At 46.7% G+C, this 24,315-nt stretch carries 9 protein-coding genes; all 9 read right to left on the minus strand.

All coding sequences use genetic code 11. The features are described from left to right. Nucleotides 1-165 precede the first annotated feature (165 nt). A complete protein-coding gene (locus tag CW749_RS20090; RefSeq protein ID WP_180958453.1) occupies nucleotides 166-3,687 on the minus strand; it encodes a non-ribosomal peptide synthetase in 3,522 nt (1,173 codons plus the stop codon). Between the two features lie 13 nt (nucleotides 3,688-3,700). After that, complete coding sequence (locus CW749_RS20095; RefSeq protein ID WP_101114124.1) at nucleotides 3,701-4,030, minus strand: isochorismate lyase; 330 nt, start codon at nucleotides 4,028-4,030, stop codon at nucleotides 3,701-3,703. 2 nt (nucleotides 4,031-4,032) lie between these two features. Beyond that, entirely contained in the window at nucleotides 4,033-5,658 is a 1,626-nt protein-coding gene (locus tag CW749_RS20100) for an AMP-binding protein (RefSeq protein WP_101114125.1), read from the minus strand. A gap of 99 nt (nucleotides 5,659-5,757) precedes the next feature. Then, on the minus strand, nucleotides 5,758-9,063 hold the full coding sequence (locus tag CW749_RS20105) for a non-ribosomal peptide synthetase (RefSeq protein WP_101114126.1): 3,306 nt from the start codon (nucleotides 9,061-9,063) through the stop codon (nucleotides 5,758-5,760). After that, entirely contained in the window at nucleotides 9,060-13,055 is a 3,996-nt protein-coding gene (locus tag CW749_RS20110) for a non-ribosomal peptide synthetase (protein WP_101114128.1), read from the minus strand. The genes CW749_RS20105 and CW749_RS20110 overlap by 4 nt, the downstream gene beginning before the upstream one ends. A 15-nt stretch (nucleotides 13,056-13,070) precedes the next feature. Next, nucleotides 13,071-17,267 carry a type I polyketide synthase gene (locus tag CW749_RS20115; RefSeq protein ID WP_101114130.1) on the minus strand — a complete coding sequence of 1,399 codons (4,197 nt, stop codon included), beginning with the start codon at nucleotides 17,265-17,267 and terminating at the stop codon, nucleotides 13,071-13,073. Nucleotides 17,268-17,576: 309 nt separating this feature from the next. Then, nucleotides 17,577-19,307 carry an ABC transporter ATP-binding protein gene (locus CW749_RS20120; RefSeq protein ID WP_101114132.1) on the minus strand — a complete coding sequence of 577 codons (1,731 nt, stop codon included), beginning with the start codon at nucleotides 19,305-19,307 and terminating at the stop codon, nucleotides 17,577-17,579. Continuing rightward, nucleotides 19,307-21,085, minus strand: a complete 1,779-nt coding sequence (locus CW749_RS20125) for an ABC transporter ATP-binding protein (protein ID WP_180958454.1) — start codon at nucleotides 21,083-21,085, stop codon at nucleotides 19,307-19,309. The genes CW749_RS20120 and CW749_RS20125 overlap by 1 nt, the downstream gene beginning before the upstream one ends. A 224-nt stretch (nucleotides 21,086-21,309) precedes the next feature. Then, entirely contained in the window at nucleotides 21,310-23,445 is a 2,136-nt protein-coding gene (locus CW749_RS20130) for a TonB-dependent receptor (protein ID WP_101114136.1), read from the minus strand. Between the last annotated feature and the right edge of the window lie 870 nt (nucleotides 23,446-24,315).

Below are 24,315 nucleotides of genomic sequence, written 5' to 3' on the forward strand. Positions count from 1 at the left end.
AACGCAGTATGAAAGCCAGTTAAACTCGCCCTTGGGAGCCCATATTCTGCCTCACTTCCTCGTCATAGAACTTGGAAAGGACTCGTCATTCCACTGCGTTCTTTTCCTTGAATTGAAACAGAATATGAGGCTCTGAATCCTGCACCTTGAGGCCACTTGGGTATATCAATTACTTTTTCTCAGACGCCTCAACTTTTGTTGTCTTTCTCGTCGACTCGATGCATTGTTTTTTGCCGAACGAGCAGGTGTATCAGTATCGTTTCCGAGCAATAAACGGCTTTGCTGGGATACGGTGGGGCACTCAAAAACTGTGATTGTTGAAACTGGAGTAGGGCTTACCTCTGACAACATGGTGGACAGTCGAGTTGCGAGTAAAGAATTCCCGCCCACACTGAAAAAGTTACTTTCAGGATCATCAACGTCGTGGCCAAGCAATTCGCTCCAGATAGCCATGACTTTCTGTTCTTCTTCGCCTGCCGCACGATGGTTTTGCGACCTTTTCCCCAGATCCTTTTGGACATGGATAAGCAATGATTTACGATCGATCTTGCCGTTAGGGTTTAAAGGAAACTCATCCAAAAAGAGGATCACCCCAGGCACAAACGAAGGCAGTAAATGGCTGGACAGCCAGTTTTGCAGGTCGGCTTCGGTCAATGATGGTGTTTGTCGTCGGGCAAACCCCACTAATCGGTCGCCTTTGCTTCCATCGCTTACCACAAGAGCACACGCCATATCGACCTCTGAGTGACGTGTCATCAGTGTTTCAACTTCCCCTAATTCTAAGCGCAGTCCATTGAGTTTAACCTGACCATCAGAGCGCCCAAGAAATTCGATCCAGCCTTTTTCCTTATCCCACCGTCCCCAGTCTCCACTTCGATATAAGCGTTCACCAGAGATGGGATGAGTAATGAAAGTCGCGTCCGTCTTTTCTTTATCATTACAATAACCACGCCCTACCCCAAGACCGCTGATATACATTTCACCCGGTACCCCATCAGGACGAGGATTCAGAGCGTGGTCTAGGATGTGGATTTGGTGATTTGACAGAGGAACTCCGTAAGGAATCGATGTCCACGCGGGATCAATGTCTTTGACCACGTGCTCGACACACCAAATAGATGTTTCGGTCGGTCCTCCCATAGAGACGAGATTGCATTGAGGTGCGTGTGTTTTGACACTTCGACACAGTTCCAGCGGAATGCGATCCCCAGAAAGGAACACATGGCTTAAGCTCGTTAAGTTATTTAACGTATTCTTTCCTTTCAAAAAGTCGACGTAAAGCTGCAATAACGCGGGCACGGAGTTCCACACGGTCACTTCTTTTTGAACAATCAGCTCATGCCAGTGTTCTGGGTCCGTGGCGCGTTCATTGGTAGGAATCACCACGGCTCCGCCGACACCTAAAATGCCAAACACATCGTACACAGAAAGATCAAAAGATAGCGACGAAACCATCAAGCAACGATCGAGTGAGCGCAATTGATTTCGTTCACATACATCTGTAACGGTATTTAGCGCTGAACGATGCTCAATCATGACGCCTTTCGGGGTTCCCGTAGAACCGGAAGTGAACAACACATAAGCCAGATCTTCAGAGGTAGCCGAGTTGACTGGCTTGGCGCTGGGTTTTAATTCCAGCATCGATTTGGTAACGGTGATGGATTCCAGTCCGTGTGTATCAATGTTTGTGTCAGCGACCAGCATTGTTTGGGCAGTGGTCTGCTTGAGAATTTCTGAAACGCGCTGCGGTGGCAGTTTGGGATCCACGGGCACGTAAGTCGCGCCTGTTTTTAGTATCGCCAATACAGCGACTATCTGCTGCCAGCCTTTTGGCATATGGACAACAATAAAGTCACCCGATTTCGCTCCCATTTCTTGCAGCTGTAAACCCAATGCATCACTGGCTCGATCGAGAGCCTGATAACTGATCGACACATCTTCATTAATCACCGCAATGGCATCTGGTGTTCGGGTTGCGCTTTCAATGAATGGTCCGTGTAAATACTGGTGCTGAACGGTAGGTTGCCAGTCGGTCGAGTTCTGTTCAATTCGCTGCCATTTACTTGCGGTTGATGCAAAGAGTTCGGAAGTCTCCCAAGCATCGCTTTCCGCGAGCGCTGTTAACCAACTCAGTTGAACTTGTGTCATGCTCGCAACTTGATCCTCAGAAAAAGCCTGAGAAACATAATCCCAGTTCAATACTAAGTCGCCGTTCTCTTCCAACGCTTGGTGATCGACAAGTAATTGAGGTGTTTGCACGGCAGCATCGACCACCTTGCCAAATTGACCAAAAGCATCCAAATAACTTCGTCCAGTACCGAGGGCACTAGTGAACACAAACGGCGATTCAAGTGCTCGCCCTGGGGTATTTTCTCGTGCTGCTAGCTTGGCTAGCACTTCCACACCGCTTAAGGCTCGATGATCTAAATCACGCCAAAGTTGCGACTGCACGCCCTTGGCTAATTCACTCATGTTTGATGCCGCTGCGCAGTCGATTTCTAGGAGCATCAGGGAAGTAAAATCACCAATCACGCTTAACATGTCTTCACTTGCATGGTCGCGCGAAAACAGGGTTGTTACCAAACAAAAATGAGGCTGTGTTGCCCATACTGCCAGCAACCTACCATACACGGCCATGAGTAGTGCGGAAGCGGTCAAGCCACGTTTGTTTGCTTGTTCCTGCACTTTTAACCAGGTTTCTTTTTGTAATCGAATTTGCTTGCGTTCAAATTGAGGAATACCGAATTCTGCTGGGCTTGCCAGTAACGGAAGTTCGGGACCCACTGGAAAGTTTTTTAATCGCTCTTCCCAGTACGCTTCGGCAGCCTGATATTTTGGACTTTCTCGTAATGCGACTAAGTGCTCGACATGATCGCTGAATTGGGATTGTGTGGTCGGAATGGGTGCCGTCGGATCCTTGTACGCATTCCACCATTGGTCGACCCATATTTCTAGCGACCAAAGGTCGAACACGAGTATGTCGAAACTAATGTGTATCACCCAGCGGTTTTGGGGCATACGGTTGAGCTGGATTTCAAATAGTGGCCAGCGATCAGCGGGCAGCACTTGTTGCCAAAGATCTGCGCGAATATCTTCCCGCTTTTCATGTGCTGTCGCATCATCTAAGTGAGTATGGTCATGTAAAGGAATCTGGTAGGCGTCTACCTGCTCAAGCACTTTTTGTTCACCATCTTCAGTAATGATGGCACGAAGCATCGGGTTCGCTGTAATGACTCTATTGAGCGCATCCTGCAGTGGTTCTGGCGAAATCGACTCAGCCTCAATCTCCAGATAGCCGTGGGCGGCGACACCACCTAATTCAAAGTGAGGGTTTCTACCCAACCAGTAAGCACGCTGTACATGGGTGAGTGGGAAGGTATCGGTGGTCGTCTTTGTTGATGGAACGACAGTGGGTACTTGTTCGGTTTCGTAGGCTTTTTCCAATGATGCTTCGATGACTTTTTGCCAACCTTCAATGGAACCGGCTTCTGCCATTGCACTAAAACTGACGTGAATACCGTCTTGCTCTAGTTGGCTGCATAGGCGCATTAGGGTAAGGGAGCTCAACCCTAATTCGATAAGGTTTTCTGTCGTACTGAACTCGTCGGGTTCCGCTTCCAACACTTCTGCCGCAAAGCCAATCAAGCGATTCTGGCTCCAACTGTGTAATTCCGTTTGGTTAGTCATTTTATTCCTCATACTATTTGTGCCAGAAATGGGTTTGTTGTTGGATAAACCACTGAATGATTTGTGCGTATAAGGGCACGATGAAATCTTCGGACAACTCGGCCTCTTTACTCCAGCATTGGCGAGCCTTCAACATCGCCGCTACTCGCTCTGGAGCGGGTATTGCTTCGGCTGTTTCTTTGAATTGCGCGGCACTTAAAACATACCCTTTACGCATACCAAGCAACTGGATGACTTGTTTGTCTATCGTGTCGATGGCTTGGCGAACATCGCCCAAAGACTTGCAGTCATCAGGAGTCTCTGCGTCAATTCCGATGTCACGTGATGTGAGTTTGATGGTCATGTTCATACCTCTTCGCTTAGCTTTTTACGCAGGACCACTTTGTTTACCTTGCCGACCCCTGTTTCAGGGAATCGTTCGATAAAGCGAAATTCATCAGGCATTTTGAAGGCTGCGACACCTTGTTCTTTGAGGTGGCGTTTTAATTTTAAGGTGCTCAACGCTTCTATTTTTGGGATCACAAAAGCGCAAATCCGCTCACCCAGTAGTGTGTCTGGCAAGCCGACGACAACGGCATCAAGCACACCGTCATGACCGAGCAGGACATTTTCTAACTCTTCACCAGACAACTTTTCTCCGCCTCGGTTAATTTGTTCTTTCTGGCGACCCACAACCGTAATCGCACCATCCTCGCCTTGTTCAACTAAATCACCAGAAACGTAAAAACCGTCTGCCGTGAAGGACTCGGCATTTTTGTCCGGCATGCCAAAATAACCTCGCATGGTATAAGGTCCCCGAACTTGTATTAGCCCCTTCTCTCCAGGTGCAACGAGATTTCCTTCGTTATCTACGACTCTTACTTCATCGCCCGGACTCATCGGGTAGCCTTGTGTTTTACAGATATGATCCGCGCTGCCATCCAGTTTAGTGAAGCACACCAAACCTTCTGCCATGCCAAACACTTGCTGCAAGGTGCACCCAAGCGCAGGCGAAATTCGACGGGCAGCCTCTTCCGCCAATTTAGCGCCACCCACTTGCAATACCTGCAAGCTTTGCAGCTTTTGTGGTTGCGCATTGGCTACCCAGACTTGAGCGAGAGGGGGAACAAGTGAGGTCACAGTGACGTTATGGCGCTGAATCAAATCAAAGCAATGTTCGGGCTCTGGGCTGTTTGTAATGATGACGTGACCACCTTCAAGCAGAGTTGCCATGATGCCCGGACAAGCAAAGGTAAAGTTGTGCGCAATAGGGAGAACGCAAAGGTACACACTGCCTGAGTGGATATTGCTCGCCTTAGCCGCGCAGCGCATGTTGTGCAGATATTCTTGGTGTCGGCGAGGTATCAGCTTTGGAATACCCGTTGTGCCACCGGAAATTTGAAAGACAGCCACTTGATGGGGCGTTGGCGCTTCAGGTAAATCAGTGGGGGTAGTATTGAGCTGACTGAATCCTATTTGATGGCTATCTGGAATTCCGTCAACCACGACATGTGCTAGTTCGGGAAGTTCTGCCTGCAATTCGGCGGCGAGCTTACGAAAGTCAAATCCCCCGAATTGATCGGAAACAATGTAAGCTTTTGCACCAGTAAATCGACAGAATTGCTCAATTTCCAGCTTGCGGTATGCCGTCAGTGCAAGAACCGGTACAACGCCGATTCGAGTAAGCGCGAAAAGGCTTTCCACGAAACGAATACTATTGGGAAGCTGCACGACGACAACATCACCCGGCTGCAAACCTAGCTGGAGGTAACCGTGGGTCAAGCTCTCTACTCGAGCCGACAATTCTGCGTACGATATCGTTACATCGCCTTCAGTGAGCGCTGGTCTGTCACCGTATTTTTTCGCAATCTCTTTGAGAGAAACGTCAAACGTATCGTTTAACCAATATCCTTCAGAGCGATAATGCTCAATTAACTCAGGAGGAAAGTCTGGGCATTTTTGTTCCAGCAATTGACGCTTTTTAGAATACATGATGGTCTACGTCCTCAAATTCAGAGATCTTGATTGGAAAGGCGAGAGTGGATTGGGCTGCTTTTAACACTCCCAGCGGCGGCAAAAACGTGTGTTTATTCATGCGGGCTGACCTAATGAGTGCTGTTCAACTAAGGTTGCGATGTGCGCGTCTAAGGCACTGACCGTCGTATGGGTGAAAAGATCCGTGACCGGTACATCGAACGGCAGCTCTGCATTTAATTGACCATGAGCCTCGACTAAATCGACAGAAGATAAGCCAAGCTCAAAGAAATTCATTTGGGGATCGAGATTTTTAATGCCCAATTTTCTTTTAAGGATTTTTGCAACCAAGCTATCTTTTCGAGAGCGGCTTTTGGCGGGTTTTATCGATTTGGCTGATATCGATTTGGCTGATAGAGCGGGGAGCGCTTTTGTATCCACTTTGCCATTTGCGGAGAGTGGCAGTTTGGTGAGCGTACCGATGCGTTTAGGCAGCATGTAGTTTGGTAATAAACGGGCACAATGTTGCTGAAGTGACGTTTCATTCACGCTGGTCACCGCATAGGCCAACAACGTGCCATCTCGAACAATTGCAATGGCTCGCGAAACGTCAGGGTGACTTTCTAGGGCGTGGATGATTTCACCCAGCTCAATTCGATGCCCTCCAATCTTCACTTGCTGATCGCGGCGCCCAAGGAATTCCAAGGTCACATCTTGCCAGAATCGGCCGTAGTCCCCAGTCTTGTATAGCCGTTCTGATGGATACTCACTGGATGGATTGAGTATGAAAGAAGACGATGTCTTTTCTTCATCTTGCCAATACTCGCGAGCCAATCCTAGACCGCCGATATACAGCGCTCCTGGCACAAGGTTTGGTCTGTCTGCGCCATAGGTATCCAGTACACGATAATATTGCCCAGATAATGGTTGTCCGTAGGGCACCGTTAGCCAGTCTTCTGTTTGCTCAGCCACGTCCTGCCAGTTCGACCAGATGGCGGCTTCAGTGGCACCGCCCAATGCGATTAACTTTGCTTCTGACAGCGCTTTCAGCTCTGCTCCCTGAGTCATTGGAACCCAGTCACCACTAACAAGCGCCAACCTGAGGCTCGGCGGCATTTTGCGGTTAGCGTTACGCAACCAAACGATCAGCATTTGCAACAGCGCGGGAACCGAATTCCAAATGCTAACGCCATATTGGCTCATCATGTCTGCCCAGTGTTCCGGATTCCGCTCTTGGTCAGGAGCAGGCAGCACCAATGCAGCGCCAAAGTTTAAGGTAGCGAAGATGTCGTAAACTGAAAGGTCAAAGCTAAGGTTGGATAACGCAAACACTCGATCTGAGGGCTGAAAACCAAAGCGTTGCTGCATATCATGGAGTGTATTCAACACCGCGCCATGCTGCATACAGACGCCTTTGGGTATGCCTGTCGAGCCTGATGTGAAAATGATATAAGCGGGTTGCTCTGCCTGTAATGGGCAGCGTTGCCTTACCAGATTGTCTAGTGGCTGAGAGGTGTCATCGCTAGGGGGCGACACAACAATTTCTGGGACGGTGTCGAGTTCTAAAGAGGCGCTGCAAAGTACCGCTTTCGGGGCGGATTGTTCGCATATGGCCTGCATACGTGCTCGGGGTTGGTCTGGAGATACGGGCACGTAGACTCCGCCCAGGTAAAGAACGGACAACACGGCGGCGATTTGCTTTGGGCTTTTCTCCATAGCAATAAGTACACGGTCACCTTGTGACACCCCGCAAGCTTTCAATTTCTCGCTGATGGATACCGCCCAGCAAGCCAATTGCTCGTAACTCAACGTACCCTCTGGGCTAAAAATGGCAGGCTGTGTGGCTGTTTTGGGTAAATTCAACCAAAAATCATCAGTGAGTCCACCCGTGGGGAGAACGCCATTTTTAGCGTGGATACGATTTCGCGCCTTTGACTGAGATACTGGCAGAGCTCTGGATAACGGTTGTCGCCAAGATTCTGGTTGATTGGCTAAAGCATCAATCTGCAAACGATAGTGATTGAACGCCTCTTCTGCGGCATCTAAATCAATCGCTGATTCAGCCACATCCCAATTCAGGTTTATCCCACCATGCTCTTCGTATATCTGGTGATCGAGTGTGACTTGTGGTGTTTGGCTGATACCATAAACCTGTTCCCAACCTAGGGATTTTTGTGGTGCGCCATCTTCTCCGATAAGCAAGCTTGTAAAAACAACAGGCATCAGGGATTTACTGTAGTCCGCTCGTTGTCTTGCCAACTCACGAACAATCTCCACACCAGATAAGTCACTGTGTTCAAGACGCTCAAGTAGCTGGTTTTGCGTCCTGCCTACCTGTGCTTCGAAACTAAGGTTCATTTTGTCGAAGCTGAGCAATGTGGTGTTGGTAAACTCACCCAATACGCGATTAATGTCTTCGTCTCCAGGCGGGCGGTTAAACAAGGTGACATTAAGTGTTAGGTCTTCATTGGCACTCCAACAGGACAAGCTGTTCGCAAATACCGTGGCCAGTGCGCTGGTGGGCGTTAATTTGTGCTCGCGGCAAGTTGCTTGAAATGCTGCCCACTCCTTTTCAGGTAGGTGATAATGGAAGCGTTTGAATTGCCCTGTGCTGCGCCTTCCCTTAAAGGGGGCAGGTAGGTTAGGGGCATCTGGCAGGGTGGTCAGCGCTTTTTTCCAATAATGAATTGCGTCACTTTTGTCACTCGCATATTGGCTGACCATCAGATCGCGAAAACGCAGTTTCGGTGCAGGGCTAGGCTCTTGCCCTTCAATACGTTGAAACCATTCTTGGAAGAACAGTTGGCAACTCCACGCATCCAGTACGATTAAGTCAACGCAAGAGTGCAGTCGAATGCCTTGATCAGTGCGGCTAATATGCAGATCGAATAGAGGCCACTGCTCAGGATCTCGGACTTTCTCTGAGAGAGCTTTGCGTATGCGTTGGAGCTCCGCTTCCTGCTGCTCAGGGCTGTGACCAATTAAATCGGTCACTGGAATGCCATAACTCGGTACTTCTTGGAGCACTTTTTGTTGGCGATCGGGAAGGAGTACAGTCCTTAACATGTCATGAGATGCGATGACTTGGTTCAGTGCCGCTTCCGCGAATTCAATATTTAAGTCTGTGCGTTCAAATTCAATGTAGCTGTTTGCGGCAATTCCGCCATGGCTTAACGCGTCGGTCCGACCAATCATATAAGCTTGCTGAATCGGTGTTTGAGGAAACGGTTCGAATCGCTCGGCGTCATTGCCTTTGTCATTGTCGCTAAGTCGCTGCAATAATACGGGTTTCATTTCTATCAAACGAGCGCGAAGGTGCTCATTCAGTGCCCCGGGAGGCGCTCGGAATTTTAGTTGTCCTTCTTCTACCCAAATCTGTATGGCAGCAGCATCCAAATCATCGAGGAGTTGTTCCAGGCTCATAGCGTTTCCTCAGTTAATTCAATATTGAAAGTGGCATTGTTGGCATCACGTTGCGTCAGCATTTCGTCTGTTAAGGTACCGCCCACTAATCCGTGAACGTAAATTTGCTCTTTTTCCAGACCGCATAATTGATTGATTTGCGAAGGAGATAAATCGCCGATATGACAAGTTCCAATCCCTGCGTTTGCCGCATAGTTGTCGACCAACTGCGCCATTGAACCCGCTTCAATGAGCCCAAACGGTAGGCTTGAACCTTCATAAAGCGGTACGATATCTGGCAAATTGAGGGCAAAAGCCAAAACAAAATGCGCGTCTCCAATCCATTCCTTATTGCCAGCGCTGAGGTTTTCTATCTGAGGCAAGGGGGTATTTCCCCGAGGCAGCAATTTATGTGAATGGGGATCGTATAAATACGTGCCTTTTTCTAGCCCCTCGACTTGGTAAGCAAGAAGGTATGTTTGAATTGGATACATTCCGCCAGCAGAAGCATAAGGGCGGTATTGGTTGTTGTTACACCAGTAAACTCGAAGCGCATCGAGCATTTGGGAAAGTGCGAGTTGAGTGACAGGCGTCGAACTAAATGCACGTGCACTGCGTCTTGAAGCGTCAGGTACGTTGCCAGTATCGGGTAGATTGATGGCATGTTTGTCATCGAGAGCGCGATGACGCGTTTTGAACAAGCGACGCTCAAGAGCATCCAAAATGACTGGGGTTTCCTCCAAGTAATCTTGAACCTGCTCTTCACCCGGCCAAATTGATTTCCCTTTTGTATTACCACTGGAAGAAGGCAGCAGCTCAGCAACCAGTTCAATTAGATCCGGTATGGCAACAGTACGAGCTAGTGTGGTTAATTGTGGGCGCGTGCCTGAAAATTTTTGTATTCGGCTGGCTAATGCAATCAGCTCTAGTGATGTCACACCAAGGGCGACAAGGTTGTCATCTGGCAGAACCTGCTCGCGCTTGAGAACTTCCGCCACCATATTGCAGACCTGTTCACTTAGGTCATTGTTTGGTTTGAATGAGCGGTGCGTAGGAGCTTTTTCCGTGAGTGCCAGTAGCGCTTTGTTGTCAATTTTCCCGTTGGAGGTGAGTGGGAAACTTTCGACTTGGTGCCATATGCTCGGCACCATGTAATGGGGCAGGTACTCTGCTAACGTTTCCTTTAATGACTCTAAACAAAGCGTCTCACTTTCTGCTTTCACAAATGCCGCTAAGCTCTTTCGAGTCCCTTCCCCTTTGGGTAACACGCGGCAATCTTGAATGCCATCTAATCCGTTGATCGCCTGACTTACTTCACCTATTTCCAGACGGAACCCGTTAATTTTCAACTGTCCATCGGCTCGACCATGAAACTGAATCACGCCATCTTTATCATAGGCACCAAGATCACCAGTACAGTAAAGAGGAAGCCCACTGCGAGGGTGGTTGAAAAAGGCGGCGGCGGTTTTTTCTGAGTCTTTGAAATACCCATTCGCTAGCCCTTTTCCTGCAATGTATATCCCGCCTATACATCCTGGCTGCGCGATTTCAAGATCTTGTGTCAGTACGAAAACTTGCTGACCACCCAGCCCGTTTCCGTATGGGATACTTTGCCATTCACTATCGACTTCATTAACTTCAAAATAGATAGACCAAATGGACGCTTCGGTGGCACCACCAAGTGAGTAAAAGCGGGCTTTAGGCCAGAAGCTTTTAGCGCGTTGCGGTGACGTAAGACCTATCCAATCACCACTGAGCATAATGTTTTTCAACTCATGTTGTGGCGGCACTTGGTTGGTTTCCAAGTAATCGAGATAAATCTCAAATAAACCGGGTACGGTATTCCAGATTGTGACTTGATGGCGGTGGCATAATTGTGCCCAATGTGACGGGTCGTGCTTACCTGATATTTCCGGTAATACTATCGCGCCACCACACCCTAACGTACCGAAAATGTCTTGAATAGAGAGATCAAAATGAAGCTCTGACAGGGCAAGGACTCGATCAGTCGATGTTATGTTAAAGCGTTGATTGATATCGAGTACGGTGTTCAGTGCCGCATCGTGCTGAATCATGACCCCTTTTGGCATACCCGTGGAGCCAGACGTATAGAGTATGTAGGCAAGAGAATCAGGCTTCGCTCCTGAACAGTGATGAAGAATATCGCTACTGGCGATTTCATGCTGACTGATATCCCAAGATGGATGTTCTGAAAGTACGGCTGGATCGACGCCGCTATGCAAGATCAGAGTTGGCTCCAAATCCTGCAAAATTTGTATCTGACGAGAATTGGGCTGATTACCATCGATTGGTACAAACGTTACCCCATACGTACTGCATGCTAAGGTCGCTGCAATTTGATTGATTGATTTATTAAAAATCAGAGCGACCTTACTGCCTTCTTCGACATATCGAGCCTTCAACCCTTCGATTAATCCAGCTACTTTCTCCGCAAGATCGTGATGGGTAATGCTCTCATTGCCTTGAATAACGGCGGGTTTGGATGCCGTGGAACTTAGGTTCTCCAACCATAAGTCACTCAAACGTTGCGCTTGGCTTACCTTTGGTAAATTGGGCTCTAGATGTGCATCACTTGGATCATTAAATGAAAATGGATTTTTGAGAACTTCCGGATTATCGATGATGACATCAATCTGAGTGCAGTAATCTTGCATCAGTGCATTGGCTACTGACAGAGACATCACATTGACGGAAATATCCCAGTGAATTGCCAATTGGCCGTTTTCTTCAATAAGAAGGTTATCCAATATCACCTGAGGTGTTTGAGCCGTACTTAAAACGGGTCTGCCGGGAAGGTCATCCATTACCGTCATTAGTGAACTGGCGTCTTGTGACAGCGTAGACGTAACTACGACTGGCATCAGAGGAATATCAAGGTGCCCTTGTGCTTGCGCCATCATAGACATGACTTCAACGCCACTCACGGCGTTAAATTCTAGATCACGCCATAACGACTTCTGGATGTCGGTTATTCGGCTCTCTCGAGTTTGGTTATCTGCTGTCATATCCATATCAAACAGCATGGTAGTGGTGAAATCGCCCACGACTCGAGGTACGTCATTGTGTATCGCTTCACGGTTGAAAAGCGTCATATTTAGCGTGAAATGAGAAGATTCACTCCAACGTGCCAAAGATTGACCAAAGCACTCTAGCAACAGGCAGGATATGGTGATCCCACTCTCTTGCGCGATGTTTTTCAGAATGGACCAGCGTTCGTTTGGTATGTATTTAGAGATACGCTCATATTGCGGTACTCCCGCTTCCTCTACACTGTTAATCAGAGGTAATACAGGGGCCGGCGGTAGGTCTTTGGCGCGTGAACGCCAGTGATTTTTCGACGCTTCAAGTTTTTCTGAAGAAGGTGCCGACATCGCCAGGTATTGAGGAAAAGTAAGCTCAGGAGCAGCAATATGTGTATCCGGATCTTCATAGAGCGCGGCGATGTCTTTAAGTACTAAGAGTATGCTTTGTTGGTCAGTATTGATGAGATCAAAACGAAAATGAATGTGGGTTTCCCCAGACGGCATGTGTGTGAACTCTAAGTCGAATAGCGGCCATTTATCCAGTTCTGGCAGATCTCGAGACAGCCTCTGGCGCGTATCTGAAAGGTGTTCCTGCGCAACCTCTTCAGAGGCACTTTTCAGATCGTGCTCGGGTGCGGACAATGCTTCCGTCAGCGGCCGAATAACTTGGCTCTCACTAGAGAGTATTTCAACCCGCATCATGGGATGACGATGAGTAGTGTCTTGCACGGCTTTTATAAATCGCGGTACATCCAATTCGTCGCAAACTCGCTCATAGTAGAACTGACAAGCCGCACCACCGAGGGTGAGTTGTGAGCTTCGACCCATGAAGTAAGCGCGTTGAATATCGGTCAACGGAAAGCTTGTTCCTTCAGGTATGTCTGGAAGCTCAACAAGTTCGTTATCTTCATCCAAAGCCATTAATTCGGCCATTAGATCTGTATCAAAATCATCGTCTAGTGTGTTCATTCGTTTTACTCAGGGTTACAGGCGTTTTTGCAAAGCGTTTCGCTTTTCGGATGACATCGTTTGCACTTTTATATAGGTCCGAGCAATACGTTCCATGTTTGGATAGCTCGTCAGTAAATCTGCGAGTTCTTTTGGTGTTCTTGCGCTCATGAAGTCGGCCTGACCAATATCCGCCTTGGTGATCTTTCTCAGGCGAGACAGCAAGCGCACTGCGGTAATGGAATCTCCGCCAAGTAAGATGAAATCATCGGCGGGGTCGACCTCGGTTTGGCCAAGGATCTCGGTAAACAACAGTTGAGAAAACTGCACGAGTAGAGGTTGGTCGCTGGCTATTTTGATGCTTTCTTTTGAAGCGCTGGGCTCGGCATCCGCAGTGGTTAAACGCTCAGTTGAACTATCAGACGCTTCTTGCAGCAGCAAATCTAATGAGTTTGGAGTCACAATGGCATGTGAGATCCCCGAAGAAAGGACATCCCATAAACTGGACAAGCCTTTTTGAACAGAAATGGCTTTCTTGCGATTTGATGTGAAAAGATCGTCGTTGTCATTCAATCCTCCCACTTGATCCCAGAAGTCCCATGCAATGACGTGCTTCGGTATCTGAGAGCGTTGTTGTGCCAACATTTCGCAATACAAATTGGAGGCGATGTAATCTGAACCACCGTATCCCGAAACTTCGGTGATGATAGAGCCGAAAATCGCCAAGAATTCTGGTTGATGTTTTTCAAATGCAGAGGCGAGTGCATCAGTACCTTGAACTTTCGCGTGATGGTTCGGGCCCAAGTCGGTATCTGTTGTATCCGCAACCGTCTGCGACACATACCGACCCGCTAAGTTAAAGATACCGCCTACTTTATTGCCTTCTTGATCGAGCTGGCTGGCAAGTGCCGTCATGGCATTGACATCATCAACATTGGCGGCGTGCAAACGTATCGTTGAGCCTGCAGCGATAATGCCTGCGAGATCGGCGTCTTGCTCAGGTGAATCGACCAGTTCTGCTGAAATGTTTCTGCTGACCAAAACAAGGTGGACACCAAGCGGAGCGATGGTACGTGCAAGGCTACGCCCCAGAGCACCAAGCCCGCCAACGATGATGTAAGTTTTGCCCGCCGTGATTACGTCACCCGCGTCAGCGTTGGGTAGTGATAATGATGTGATTTGTCTGCGCCATAAAACCCCATCTCGTAAACCGAGTGAATCGGCTTGCAGTCTCTCGTGGCGGGTGCTGGCAGAGATTGCTCTTATTAGCTCTTGTTCATTTGGCGCATGATTACAATCCAACCAAATGGCTTTAACTTTCGCGATTTCGAACGGCAAGCTTCGAAGAATGCCGAGCGCTATTGATTGCTCCGCACATTGGGCTTCTTCTGAATGGATACTCGCCAGATTACGGGTAACCAAGGTGATGCTTTGGATGTTGTCGTTTGGCAGTAATTCTTGTGCAAGTTGGCGCAAGGTGTTTTCAGTATTTGAGTTCCAAGACAGCACCAAATGGCTTTTACCAAGTGTGTTTAATTGACCCGATAGAGTTTTGATATCAAGTGGTTTCTCGTCATCATCTATCCAAATAAATGAGGTATCTCTCGCTTCATCACATTTGAACTCGTGAACTCGATGCCATTGGGGAACGTGCGTCCAACAGCTTGATTCGGTGCTTGCTGGTCCTTTGGAAACTGGTAAACAGTGCTCGACTTTAGAGAATGGGTAGCCAGGAAGAGGCACTTTGTTCCATACCTCGGAGCCAGTATTAAAGAGCGTTTCTATTGGAGCGCCGTTTACCCAAAGTTGAGTAATCGCAGTGAGGCAATCATTGGTTTGTGACTGTGCTGTGAGCATTAATGGCAGAGCGCCCGGAATATTACCGGGTCCAACCGCAAGGCGCTGCGCGTTTGGATAATCACGCTCGATAGCCTCAAGGTTATCCGCAAAAAGCACGGTGTGGCGAAGATGTTCTCGCCAGTATTGAGGCGTTGAAATCTTGGCTGGGTCGGCAAGATCTCCAGTCAAATTGCTGTATACAGGAATCGTCGGTTCGTTTAATGAGATTTGATTGAACAAGGATTCAAAGTCGCCAAGAATGGGCTCAAGAAGGTGCGAATGAAAACCATGAGACACCGACAAGCGGCGGAAGCGCCATCCTTGCTGATGCGCTGTTTCCTCAAAATGTTCAAGAGCACTTTCTGTACCTGAGACAACCACCTGATTGGCTCCGTTGACGACTGCTAAGGAGAGATCGGGTGTGAGCTGCGCTTTGACATCTTCCGTTGAGGCATTGATTGCCAGCATGCCAGCATTCGGCAGTGATGCGACTAACCGGCCGCGAGCGGCAACCAAAGTCAGTGCATCTTTCAATGAGAAAATGCCAGCGACGGTAGCCGCGACGTACTCTCCAATACTGTGTCCAAGCAGTGCAACTGGATTTAGTCCACCCTCAATCAGCCATTGTGCGCTGGCATATTCGACAGCAAACAGAGCGACTTGTGTATTTTCGGTTGAGGAAAGCGTATTCAGGTCAGAATCAAAAATGAGGGGACGAATGTCTTCATGACCTTGGGAAATCAATAGTTCAGCCGCTTCATCCAGAGTGGCTTTGAAGGTAGGGGCGTTTTGATACAGGTTTAACCCCATCCCAACAAATTGCGTTCCCTGACCAGGAAAGACAAATACGGCTTCGTTGCTTTTTCCGGTTTTATTTACTGTGATCTGGTTTTTTAGCTTATTTGCTGCTTCTTCTGAATCCGAAGCGATGATTGCACAGCGTTCTGAGAAAGCGGTACGCCCCCATAATAGGCTCTTCGAAACATCCGATAAATTGTATTCTGCCGATGCCAGCTTTTCTGCCAACTCGTTTCTCATCGTGTCTAATGCAACGTCTGTTTTGGCCGAAAGAGGGATGATCGTGGCGTCTTGGTTTTGCTGGTTTTCGGATTTTTGAGCAGGGCTTCGTGCCAAAATTTGATGGACATTGGTGCCTCCAAAACCGAAAGAGCTCAGTGCCGCGAAGTCGTGGGTTTCTCCTGATACCGCAGTCGGTGTGAGCGATAAATGTGTACCACTCATGCCTAATTCTGGGTTTTCCCCATATTCTTTCAATCGAAGTGTTGGCGGGATAACCTGACGTTCTAATACGCCAATCACTTTGGTTAAGCCAGCAAGTCCGGCGGCGGCATTTAAGTGCCCCACGTTCCCTTTAACAGAGCCAACATGGCAGTGGGTATTACGGTTGCCGTAGACGCGTCGTATTGATTCGGTCTCAATGGGGTCACCAAGTGGTGTGCCTGTGCCATGAGCTTCAATATAGGTAACGTCGTCAGAACTTACGCCACTTAAATCTAACGCTTCTTGAAGCACATCGGATTGTCCAGACACACTTGGCGCTGTAAAAGCGGCGCGGGCTGTACCGTCGTTATTGGCGGCGCTGCCAGCAATAGTGGCGTAGATATAGTCGTGATCAGCCAGTGCGTCTTCCAAACGTTTTAGTACGAATACGGCTGCGCCATTACCACCGACAATTCCATTAGCGGATTGGCTGAAGGGCGACATGGTTGCATTAGGCGACATCACGCCGCCGGAGTCCGGGAAATAGCCGTCTTCTAAGCTCACGGATATCGACGCTGCACCAGCCAAGGCCATATTAACTTCACCTTGTAAGAGAGCTTGAGTGGCCTGATGCACGCAAAGCAACCCGCTGGAACAGGCGCTTTGAGTCACAATGGCTGGACCGGTCAAGTTCAGCAAGTGGGCGACTCGAGTGGCGAGGTAATCTTTGTCGTTGCCAATCATCATGGCGAACATTTCGGCGGCGCTGTCACTGAAGTCTCGCATGCCGACGTGTCTCAATACGTAATCGTTAAAACCACACGCAGCGTATACCCCTGTACGATCATCGGAAGAGCGATCACCATACCCTGCGTTTTCTAGAGCGTGCCATGCGCATTCTAGAAAGACCCTATGCTGAGGGTCCATCAACGCCGCTTCGTTAGGAGAAAATCCAAAGAAATCAGCATCGAAAGCAAAACGTTCAGGCATAGAAAAACACGCTTTTATTACGTCATTCTCAGAGGTTTTTCTGACCAAGCCGTCGTTAGCCGATTCCAACATATTCCAGAAGACATCAACGTCTTTCGCTCCGGGGAAACGGGCGGATAACCCAATAATCGCTATTTGATCTAGGTTATCGGACAGGTTGTCGTTGGGGACGTTGTTTGTCATATCGATTCTGCTCCGCGTAAGGGGAAGGATTTCTATTAAGTAACGTTCGATTCTAATTCAGCTGTTTTATCTGGTGCTGCTCGTGAAGGGAGACTCTACTGCCTAAGCCGGAGAAATGAGTAAAGTTGGGGAGAGAACAGGAAAATCAGAAACAGGCAGGAAATAACCGGGTCAATGCAATGCGTGTAGCGATATGCTTGTGAATAAGTGAATAAGTGAATAAGTGAATAAGTGAAGAAAAGTTTTCGCCTGATTCTGAAAACAGAATCAGGCGAAATATTTACCCTTAAGTTGAATACTCAAGCGCTTTTAGCTGATTAACCACGTGGCATTTTCTTGCTGTAAGGTCCACATCTGAGCGTAAATACCTTGATTCTGCATTAACTCTGAATGGGTCCCTTGCTCGTGAATGCCCGATTTGTCCAAAACAATAATATTGTCGACGGATTGAATCGTTTTTAGCTTATGTGCCACAACAATAACCGTTTTGTTTTGGCTGAGAGTATGTATGGCTTGCTGAATAGATAATTCGTTTTCAGGATCTAGAGACGCTGTTGCTTCGTCTAGCAACAAGATAGGTGCATTTTTAAGTAACGCACGAGCAATGGCGATACGCTGTTTTTCACCACCGCTGAGCCTTGCTCCCCCTTCGCCGACTCGACTAAAAATACCGTTACTGAGACGGTCTATAAATTCCATACACTGTGCTTGCTCACACGCTTTAATCACCTCTGCATCTGTGGCGTCAGGTTTGCCAATTCGAACATTGTTGGCAATGGTGTCGTCGTACAAATAGACATCCTGAAATACCTCACTCATACACGTATAAAGCGTGTGTAGGTTGAGTTCTCTGATGTCGGTACCACCGATAGAGACTTTGCCTTGTTTCACATCGTAAAATCGGGCAATCAGGCTAAGTATTGTCGACTTGCCTGTTCCACTGTAACCCACTAGAGCGGTAATCGAATTTTGTGGGAAATTCAGATGGATGTTATTCAGAACATTGTCGTTTTGATAGCCAAACGTCACATTGTCAAACCTAACGTCGAAGGTGCTAGGAGGCGTTGAAATGGTGCCAGTGTCGATGGATTCAATGCTGAGTACTTGCTGAATACGCTTCAAAGATTCATTGAGGTAACGTAGGTGCAGAATATCAATCAGTAACGCCTTGAGTGGGCTAAATGCTAAATAGCCAATAACGAGGAAAACCAGCACCGTCAGGGAAGATAACCCCGATTCCGCGAAGCGCTCCAGTGAGCCCCATACCATGGCGAGATAAGCGAGATCGCAGAAAACAAAAGATATCAGCACCATAGGAGCACTTAGCATTTCTGTTCGGTAACACGCTTTGCGATATTCATTCAAGCTATTCTCCAGACTTTTGAAACGCAATCCGGTTAGGTTGAATGCTTTCAGGTGCTTCATTCCCATGTAAAATTCTAAGAATTTGCTCGCCATTTCTCCGCGTAGTTTTATTTGCTTATGACCCAACCATCCCACTAGGCGGTCTGAAGCAAAGACAAAAGGAAACAGTAGGAAGATACCCAGCAGCAGTATGGAAGCTAAGTAGAAATCAAGCCAAAACAGAAAGCCCATCAGTATGATGGCTGAGAATACGCTAGTAACGACATTGGTGATGGCCTGAGAAAACAAAGATTCTACGACTCGGACATCCTGAGATATTACGGAAGAAAGAGTGCTGGGTTCATGCTTTACAAACACCCCCAAACTGATTCGGTATAAATGGGTGCCAATATCCATTCGCAACTTTTCTGACAACTTAAAGCTGAGACGATGGTTACTTAAATTGGCGTACCACGACACAAACAGTTGAACCACGAAAGATGCCGCCATGACTGCAACCAATAGCCATACGGTGGAAGTGTCGGTGGAGGGGGCGAGTAACTCTCGAAGAATAGCGACCAGCAATACCACCGGAATAGACAGCAGTAATGCGTGGCAAAAGTGAAGGGCGAGCGAAGAAGCAAAGTGCTTTTCGTGACCCTTAATTGCAAAAGTAATATTTTTTAGCAATTTCATTAGTTTTGTCCTCCACCGAGGCTGAACTCTCGAGCGCTTTGATGCGCTTCCCACATTGAAGCATACAGATTTGACGACTCTAACAATGAGGTATGAGTACCTGCAGCGACAGTTTTGCCCTGATCAAACACGACGATTTGAGCAGCGTTAACAATGGTTGAAAGACGATGCGCGATGACGATAATGGTTTTATCCGGAATGATCTGACTTAGCGCTTTTTGGATGGCGGATTCATTGAGTGCATCAGCAAACGCAGTGGCTTCATCTAGGATAAAAATGGGGGCATCTTTTAAAATGATTCGAGCAAGTTGGATGCGCTGAGCCTGACCGCCACTTAGTCGCAATCCATCTTGACCGTACTGAGTATCATAGCCAGATGGAAGGCTTTGAATGAACTCGTGTGCTTGAGCTAACTTTGCCGCGCGCTCTATCTCTTCTCGTGAATGTCCTGCGCCCATATCAATGTTCGCCGCGATGGTATCAGCAAACAAGAAGTTGTCTTGAAATACAAACGATACGATACTCATAAGATCGTCGTATTGAATGTTCTGTATGTTGACGCCACCGATTTCAATCGCCCCTTGGGAAGCATCGTGAAAGCGGGCCAATAATTCTGCGCATGTACTTTTACCAGCACCACTAGGTCCAACTAAAGCTGTTACTTTTCCAGCAGGAATGGATAGGTTTATTCCTTTCAATGCGGAGTTCACTTCTTCATCCGAATCGCCTTTGTAGTCAAAATGCACATCTTTGTATGTGATGCTGTAATCCTGAGGTACTTGGCTAGGAGCAAGAGCGTGGTGCATGTCTTTCTGGTTGATAAGATTGCTAATCCGCTTAGTGCATTCAAGGGTGTCTGAAAGTGAAGATGCGAAACCCGAAAGACCCAAGACGGGCTTCAAGTAAGCCATCCCGACGATGAAGAATAATAATAGGACTGGCAGCTCAACGGTGTTTTCGAAGTACAACAACAAGCCAACCGTGACAATTGGCAATAAACTGTTTGAAATGAAAGAAGTTAAAGCCGAGTACATGGGAGCGACGCGTCGGTAACTCACTGATGAAAAGAGAGTCAGGTCTTCAACGGTATCTCGATAATTCGCAAATGACTTTGCTTCTTGCCCAAAGAGCTTCATGACGTTCAGTGCTCTTACGTATTCAACAATGACACTGTCCATTTTTTCGACTTTTTGGTGAAACTCGCGCGTCATTTCAGCCGTACCTTTAGTCATTACGGCTAACATCATCCACAACAAAAACAGAACAAATGGAGCAAGACTTGCCAATGCTAATCGGTAATCCACCGTAAACATAAAGACCAAAACGACGATAGGCAAAACGATGGCTTTAACGAGGTCGGGGATATTGTGAGCGATAAACACTTCAAGCTTTTCAACGTCATCCACAAGAAGTTTTTTCAATGCACCTGACGTACGCTTTTGTAGGTTTCCAAGTGACATAGAACTCATTTTGTTGGCGATTAAAACGCGAAAGCGAAACAAAATTTCGTAAGCAGCCATATGAGCGGTGACTGCTGATAAGTAAAACGAGAAATAGGCAATGACCATGACCCATGCGGTAGAAGCGACCTGATTTCGCAGTTCATCCATAACTGGGCGTGTACTGCCAGTCATGGGTTTGATGATTTCCAGCATTAACAAGTAAGGCGCAATGCTGAGAATGCCGTAGATTGCGGCTAATACGGCGGCAGCAATCAGTAAAAATCGTTTTTGTAAGACGACTTGCTTAAAATGATTCATACCTGTTTCACGTTCCATTTCTTTCCTACAAATATGTCGTGGCATTGATATGGGTTGGGTGTTCATGCAAGTTAAAAATGCAGTGACAAAGACACCAACCCACACGAGTAATCGATTCATTTGGGTGTCAAAATCGCTTACCCCTCAGTTAAAATGTTGCGATTAGAGCAATTCAATTTTTAACGTCGAGCTAAGCGATTTATCCCATACAAATGTGGAACAATTACCGATTCGGATTGGTATCAGAAGCGGTATCTTGCGCCGATGCCCACTTCACGTGGTTTGCCGAATGTGATGATAGGACCGCCGTGAGGATAAACGGTGCCCGATGTTTTATAGCTGGTGTCCGCTAAGTTATTCACGTAGGCATACACTTCGCCTGCATAGATTTCATAACCGACTTTCAGATTTACAATGCTATAGCCATCTTCTTTTAGCTTATTGACCGAATCGAAGTACATATCACCGTAATTAACTAAGTCAGCACGTCCATAAACGCCGGACGAATGGTTATATTGACCGCCGATATTGAGTGAATAAGAAGGTGTTCTCTCAATGCGATTGCCGACTTCAATCGTCTGGCCAAACATGTTGGTGAACTCACTGCCGTATTCGGCTCTTGTTACACCTAACGCGGCATTGAGCTGCCAACTTTCATTGATAATAAAGTCGGCTTCCGCTTCCAGGCCGTAAGATTGCGCTTTCTCTACATTGAAGGTTCTAAAGCTATTGTCTATGACTGAGTGTGAAAACGCGTGAATGTCTTTGATGTCCATATAGAATACGGCTGCAGACATCAGTAAGCGCTCATCCAGTAAAAGACCTTTTGTTCCTATTTCATAGCTCAATGATTGTTGTGGCTCGAACTTGTTTTTTTCTTTGTCGGTATTACTTGCCATCATGTTAAAGCCACCTGGCATGTAGCCAGCGCTGATACTGGTGTAGGCAGACCAGTCTCTATTGAAGCGGTAATTAAGTGCGGCTTTAGGGAGAAACGCTGTCCAAGTTTCTTCTGAATTCAACTCTGAGTAAGGCTTTCCATAAGTTACGTTGCCATTAACGACGGGCGTGAAATAGTAATCGAGATCAGTACTTTTCTTGATTTGCTGATAGCGGCTACCTAGAAGTAGTTCGAGGCTGTCTGTTAACGGAATGGTTGCCTGACCGAAGATAGCTTGGGTTTGGCTACTATTATTCGATAAATAGCTATGATCAAAACCGACGTATTGAGAGCCAATAGCGTCGTAATTTGTTTTCTCTTTTTCAAAGTACAGCCCAGTTACCCAACGTAAGCCAGATTCAAGTTGGTTTGACCAACGTAATTCTTGAGAGGTGGATTCAAGAGTCAAGTTTTCAAAAGAAAAGCCACCGTCTAGGCTAGCTGTAGTCCCGCCGAATATCGTCGTATTGCCTATACCATAATCAATATCGGTGCGGTAATTAATCTTCGTTTTACGGTGGGTGGTAATAGATTCAAATTCGCCATAATCATTCTGATATTTTAAGTTGATCCCTTGCGAATTGGTGTCGGTTCTAAAATAGGAATCTTGATCGTAATTCGTATTTTCAAAATCTGAACGCTTGGCGTTGTTAAAGCCATCGACCGTACCAGCGGTGCCGCCATCCAAGATGCCTTCACGGTCTTTTTCATTCACCAGTAAGAGTCTGGCACTAAAGTTTTCTGTTGGGGTGAGTAGTAGGTTCGCACCGAGTCGGTGGTTCTTTTTATGGTTGGCTTTATCATCCAAATTGGCATTGGTGTTTTTCATCCAGCCATCGTTATTCGTGAGTTCGCCCCATAAGCCAACAGAAAATAAGTCGGGGCTAACAGCTCCCGCTGTACTGAATGCCAATCGGTGTGAATTATAGCTTCCAATTTCAGCGTCGGCTTGGCTCTCCCAATCTTGCCCGGGTTGTTTTGTCACGACATTGATAACGCCACCAATGCTGTCTTTTCCATACAAAGTACCTTGAGGACCGCGCAACACTTCAATGCGTTCAATATTGACGAATGGGAAGTTGTACGCATAGCGGCTGCTGGTAGGAATACCGTCTACGTATATCACCACTGGGTTGTTGCGAGTAAACATGGAAGCGTTAATACCTCTAACATTCACTTCTGCGCCAGTGATCCCCTGCACGCTATGCATATTTGGAATTTGTCGGATAAGCTCGCTGACATCTGTAATGCCTCGCTCTTCCAACATCACCTCGTCGATTACCGTAATGCTCTGCGCAACGTCATTAATATCTTCATTAAACTTATTGGCGGTAACAACGATCTTTTCTTGCGTTGGGGCTTCTTGAGCTTGGAGCTGCAAAGATAGGACGCAAGCCGCAGTAAGTAACGGGACTCTATATATAGAATGAATCTGCATTTTTTATTTCCTTTAAAGATTAGCGACTAGCAGAGTAATTTAGATGAAAAGCTCTAATTCGAGCAATATGTTAAATCTGGCTTATAAGCCGCTTAATAATGTCTTGAATCTGTCTTTCATTTTTCAAAGTTAATTCGAAGTCAGGCTCTAGCTTCCAATTGACTTTATTGTTCTTCGATATTTAGCGCATGATGCGCCAATAAAATCATTGAAAATAATACAACCATCCTTTATCAGACCACTTTATGAGGTGAGCCTGCCTTATAAGGATGTTTTGATTTTATTGGTTTTCTTATTTCTTGGGACGTAATCTGATATATCAAAAATTAAAATATATCGATGTTTTGCAGTGTATTTATTGTTACACAAATGTATGTTTATTTAATTCCTCATTAACATATTTTTAGTGCTGGTAAAATTTCATATTCAGCTTAGGTTTCATATTAAACATATATTGCGTGTCATTGATCGCAATACATCATGTGAAATCGGGAAACATAGTAATGGGAATGAGAATGACTATCAACTAAATTATAACCAATTATTATTAGTCATGATTCTTGTATTGACATCAACTTAGTCTCCGTTTATAAATCTAAATGATTATCATTACAATTTTTATCAGTTAAGTTAGAGAAATAGGCTATCGTCGTAGCTTACGGAGTGGCGATACGTTTGTCTCTAGCGGCTAGCACTATAGAGTTGAAGCAGGGGATATATTCTAGCTAAGGGTGTACCTCTGAGTTAAATAATATTTAGGATTCAAAATTTAAGTATATTCACCTTAAATAAGGTGAGATTTAGTGTGATATCGATCCAGTTTTTTTGAGTATTCGAATTTTCATATATTATTATTTAGTTAATGCAAAT

Source organism: Vibrio sp. vnigr-6D03, assembly GCF_002835515.1.
In the GTDB taxonomy this organism is placed as follows: Bacteria; Pseudomonadota; Gammaproteobacteria; order Enterobacterales; family Vibrionaceae; genus Vibrio; species Vibrio penaeicida.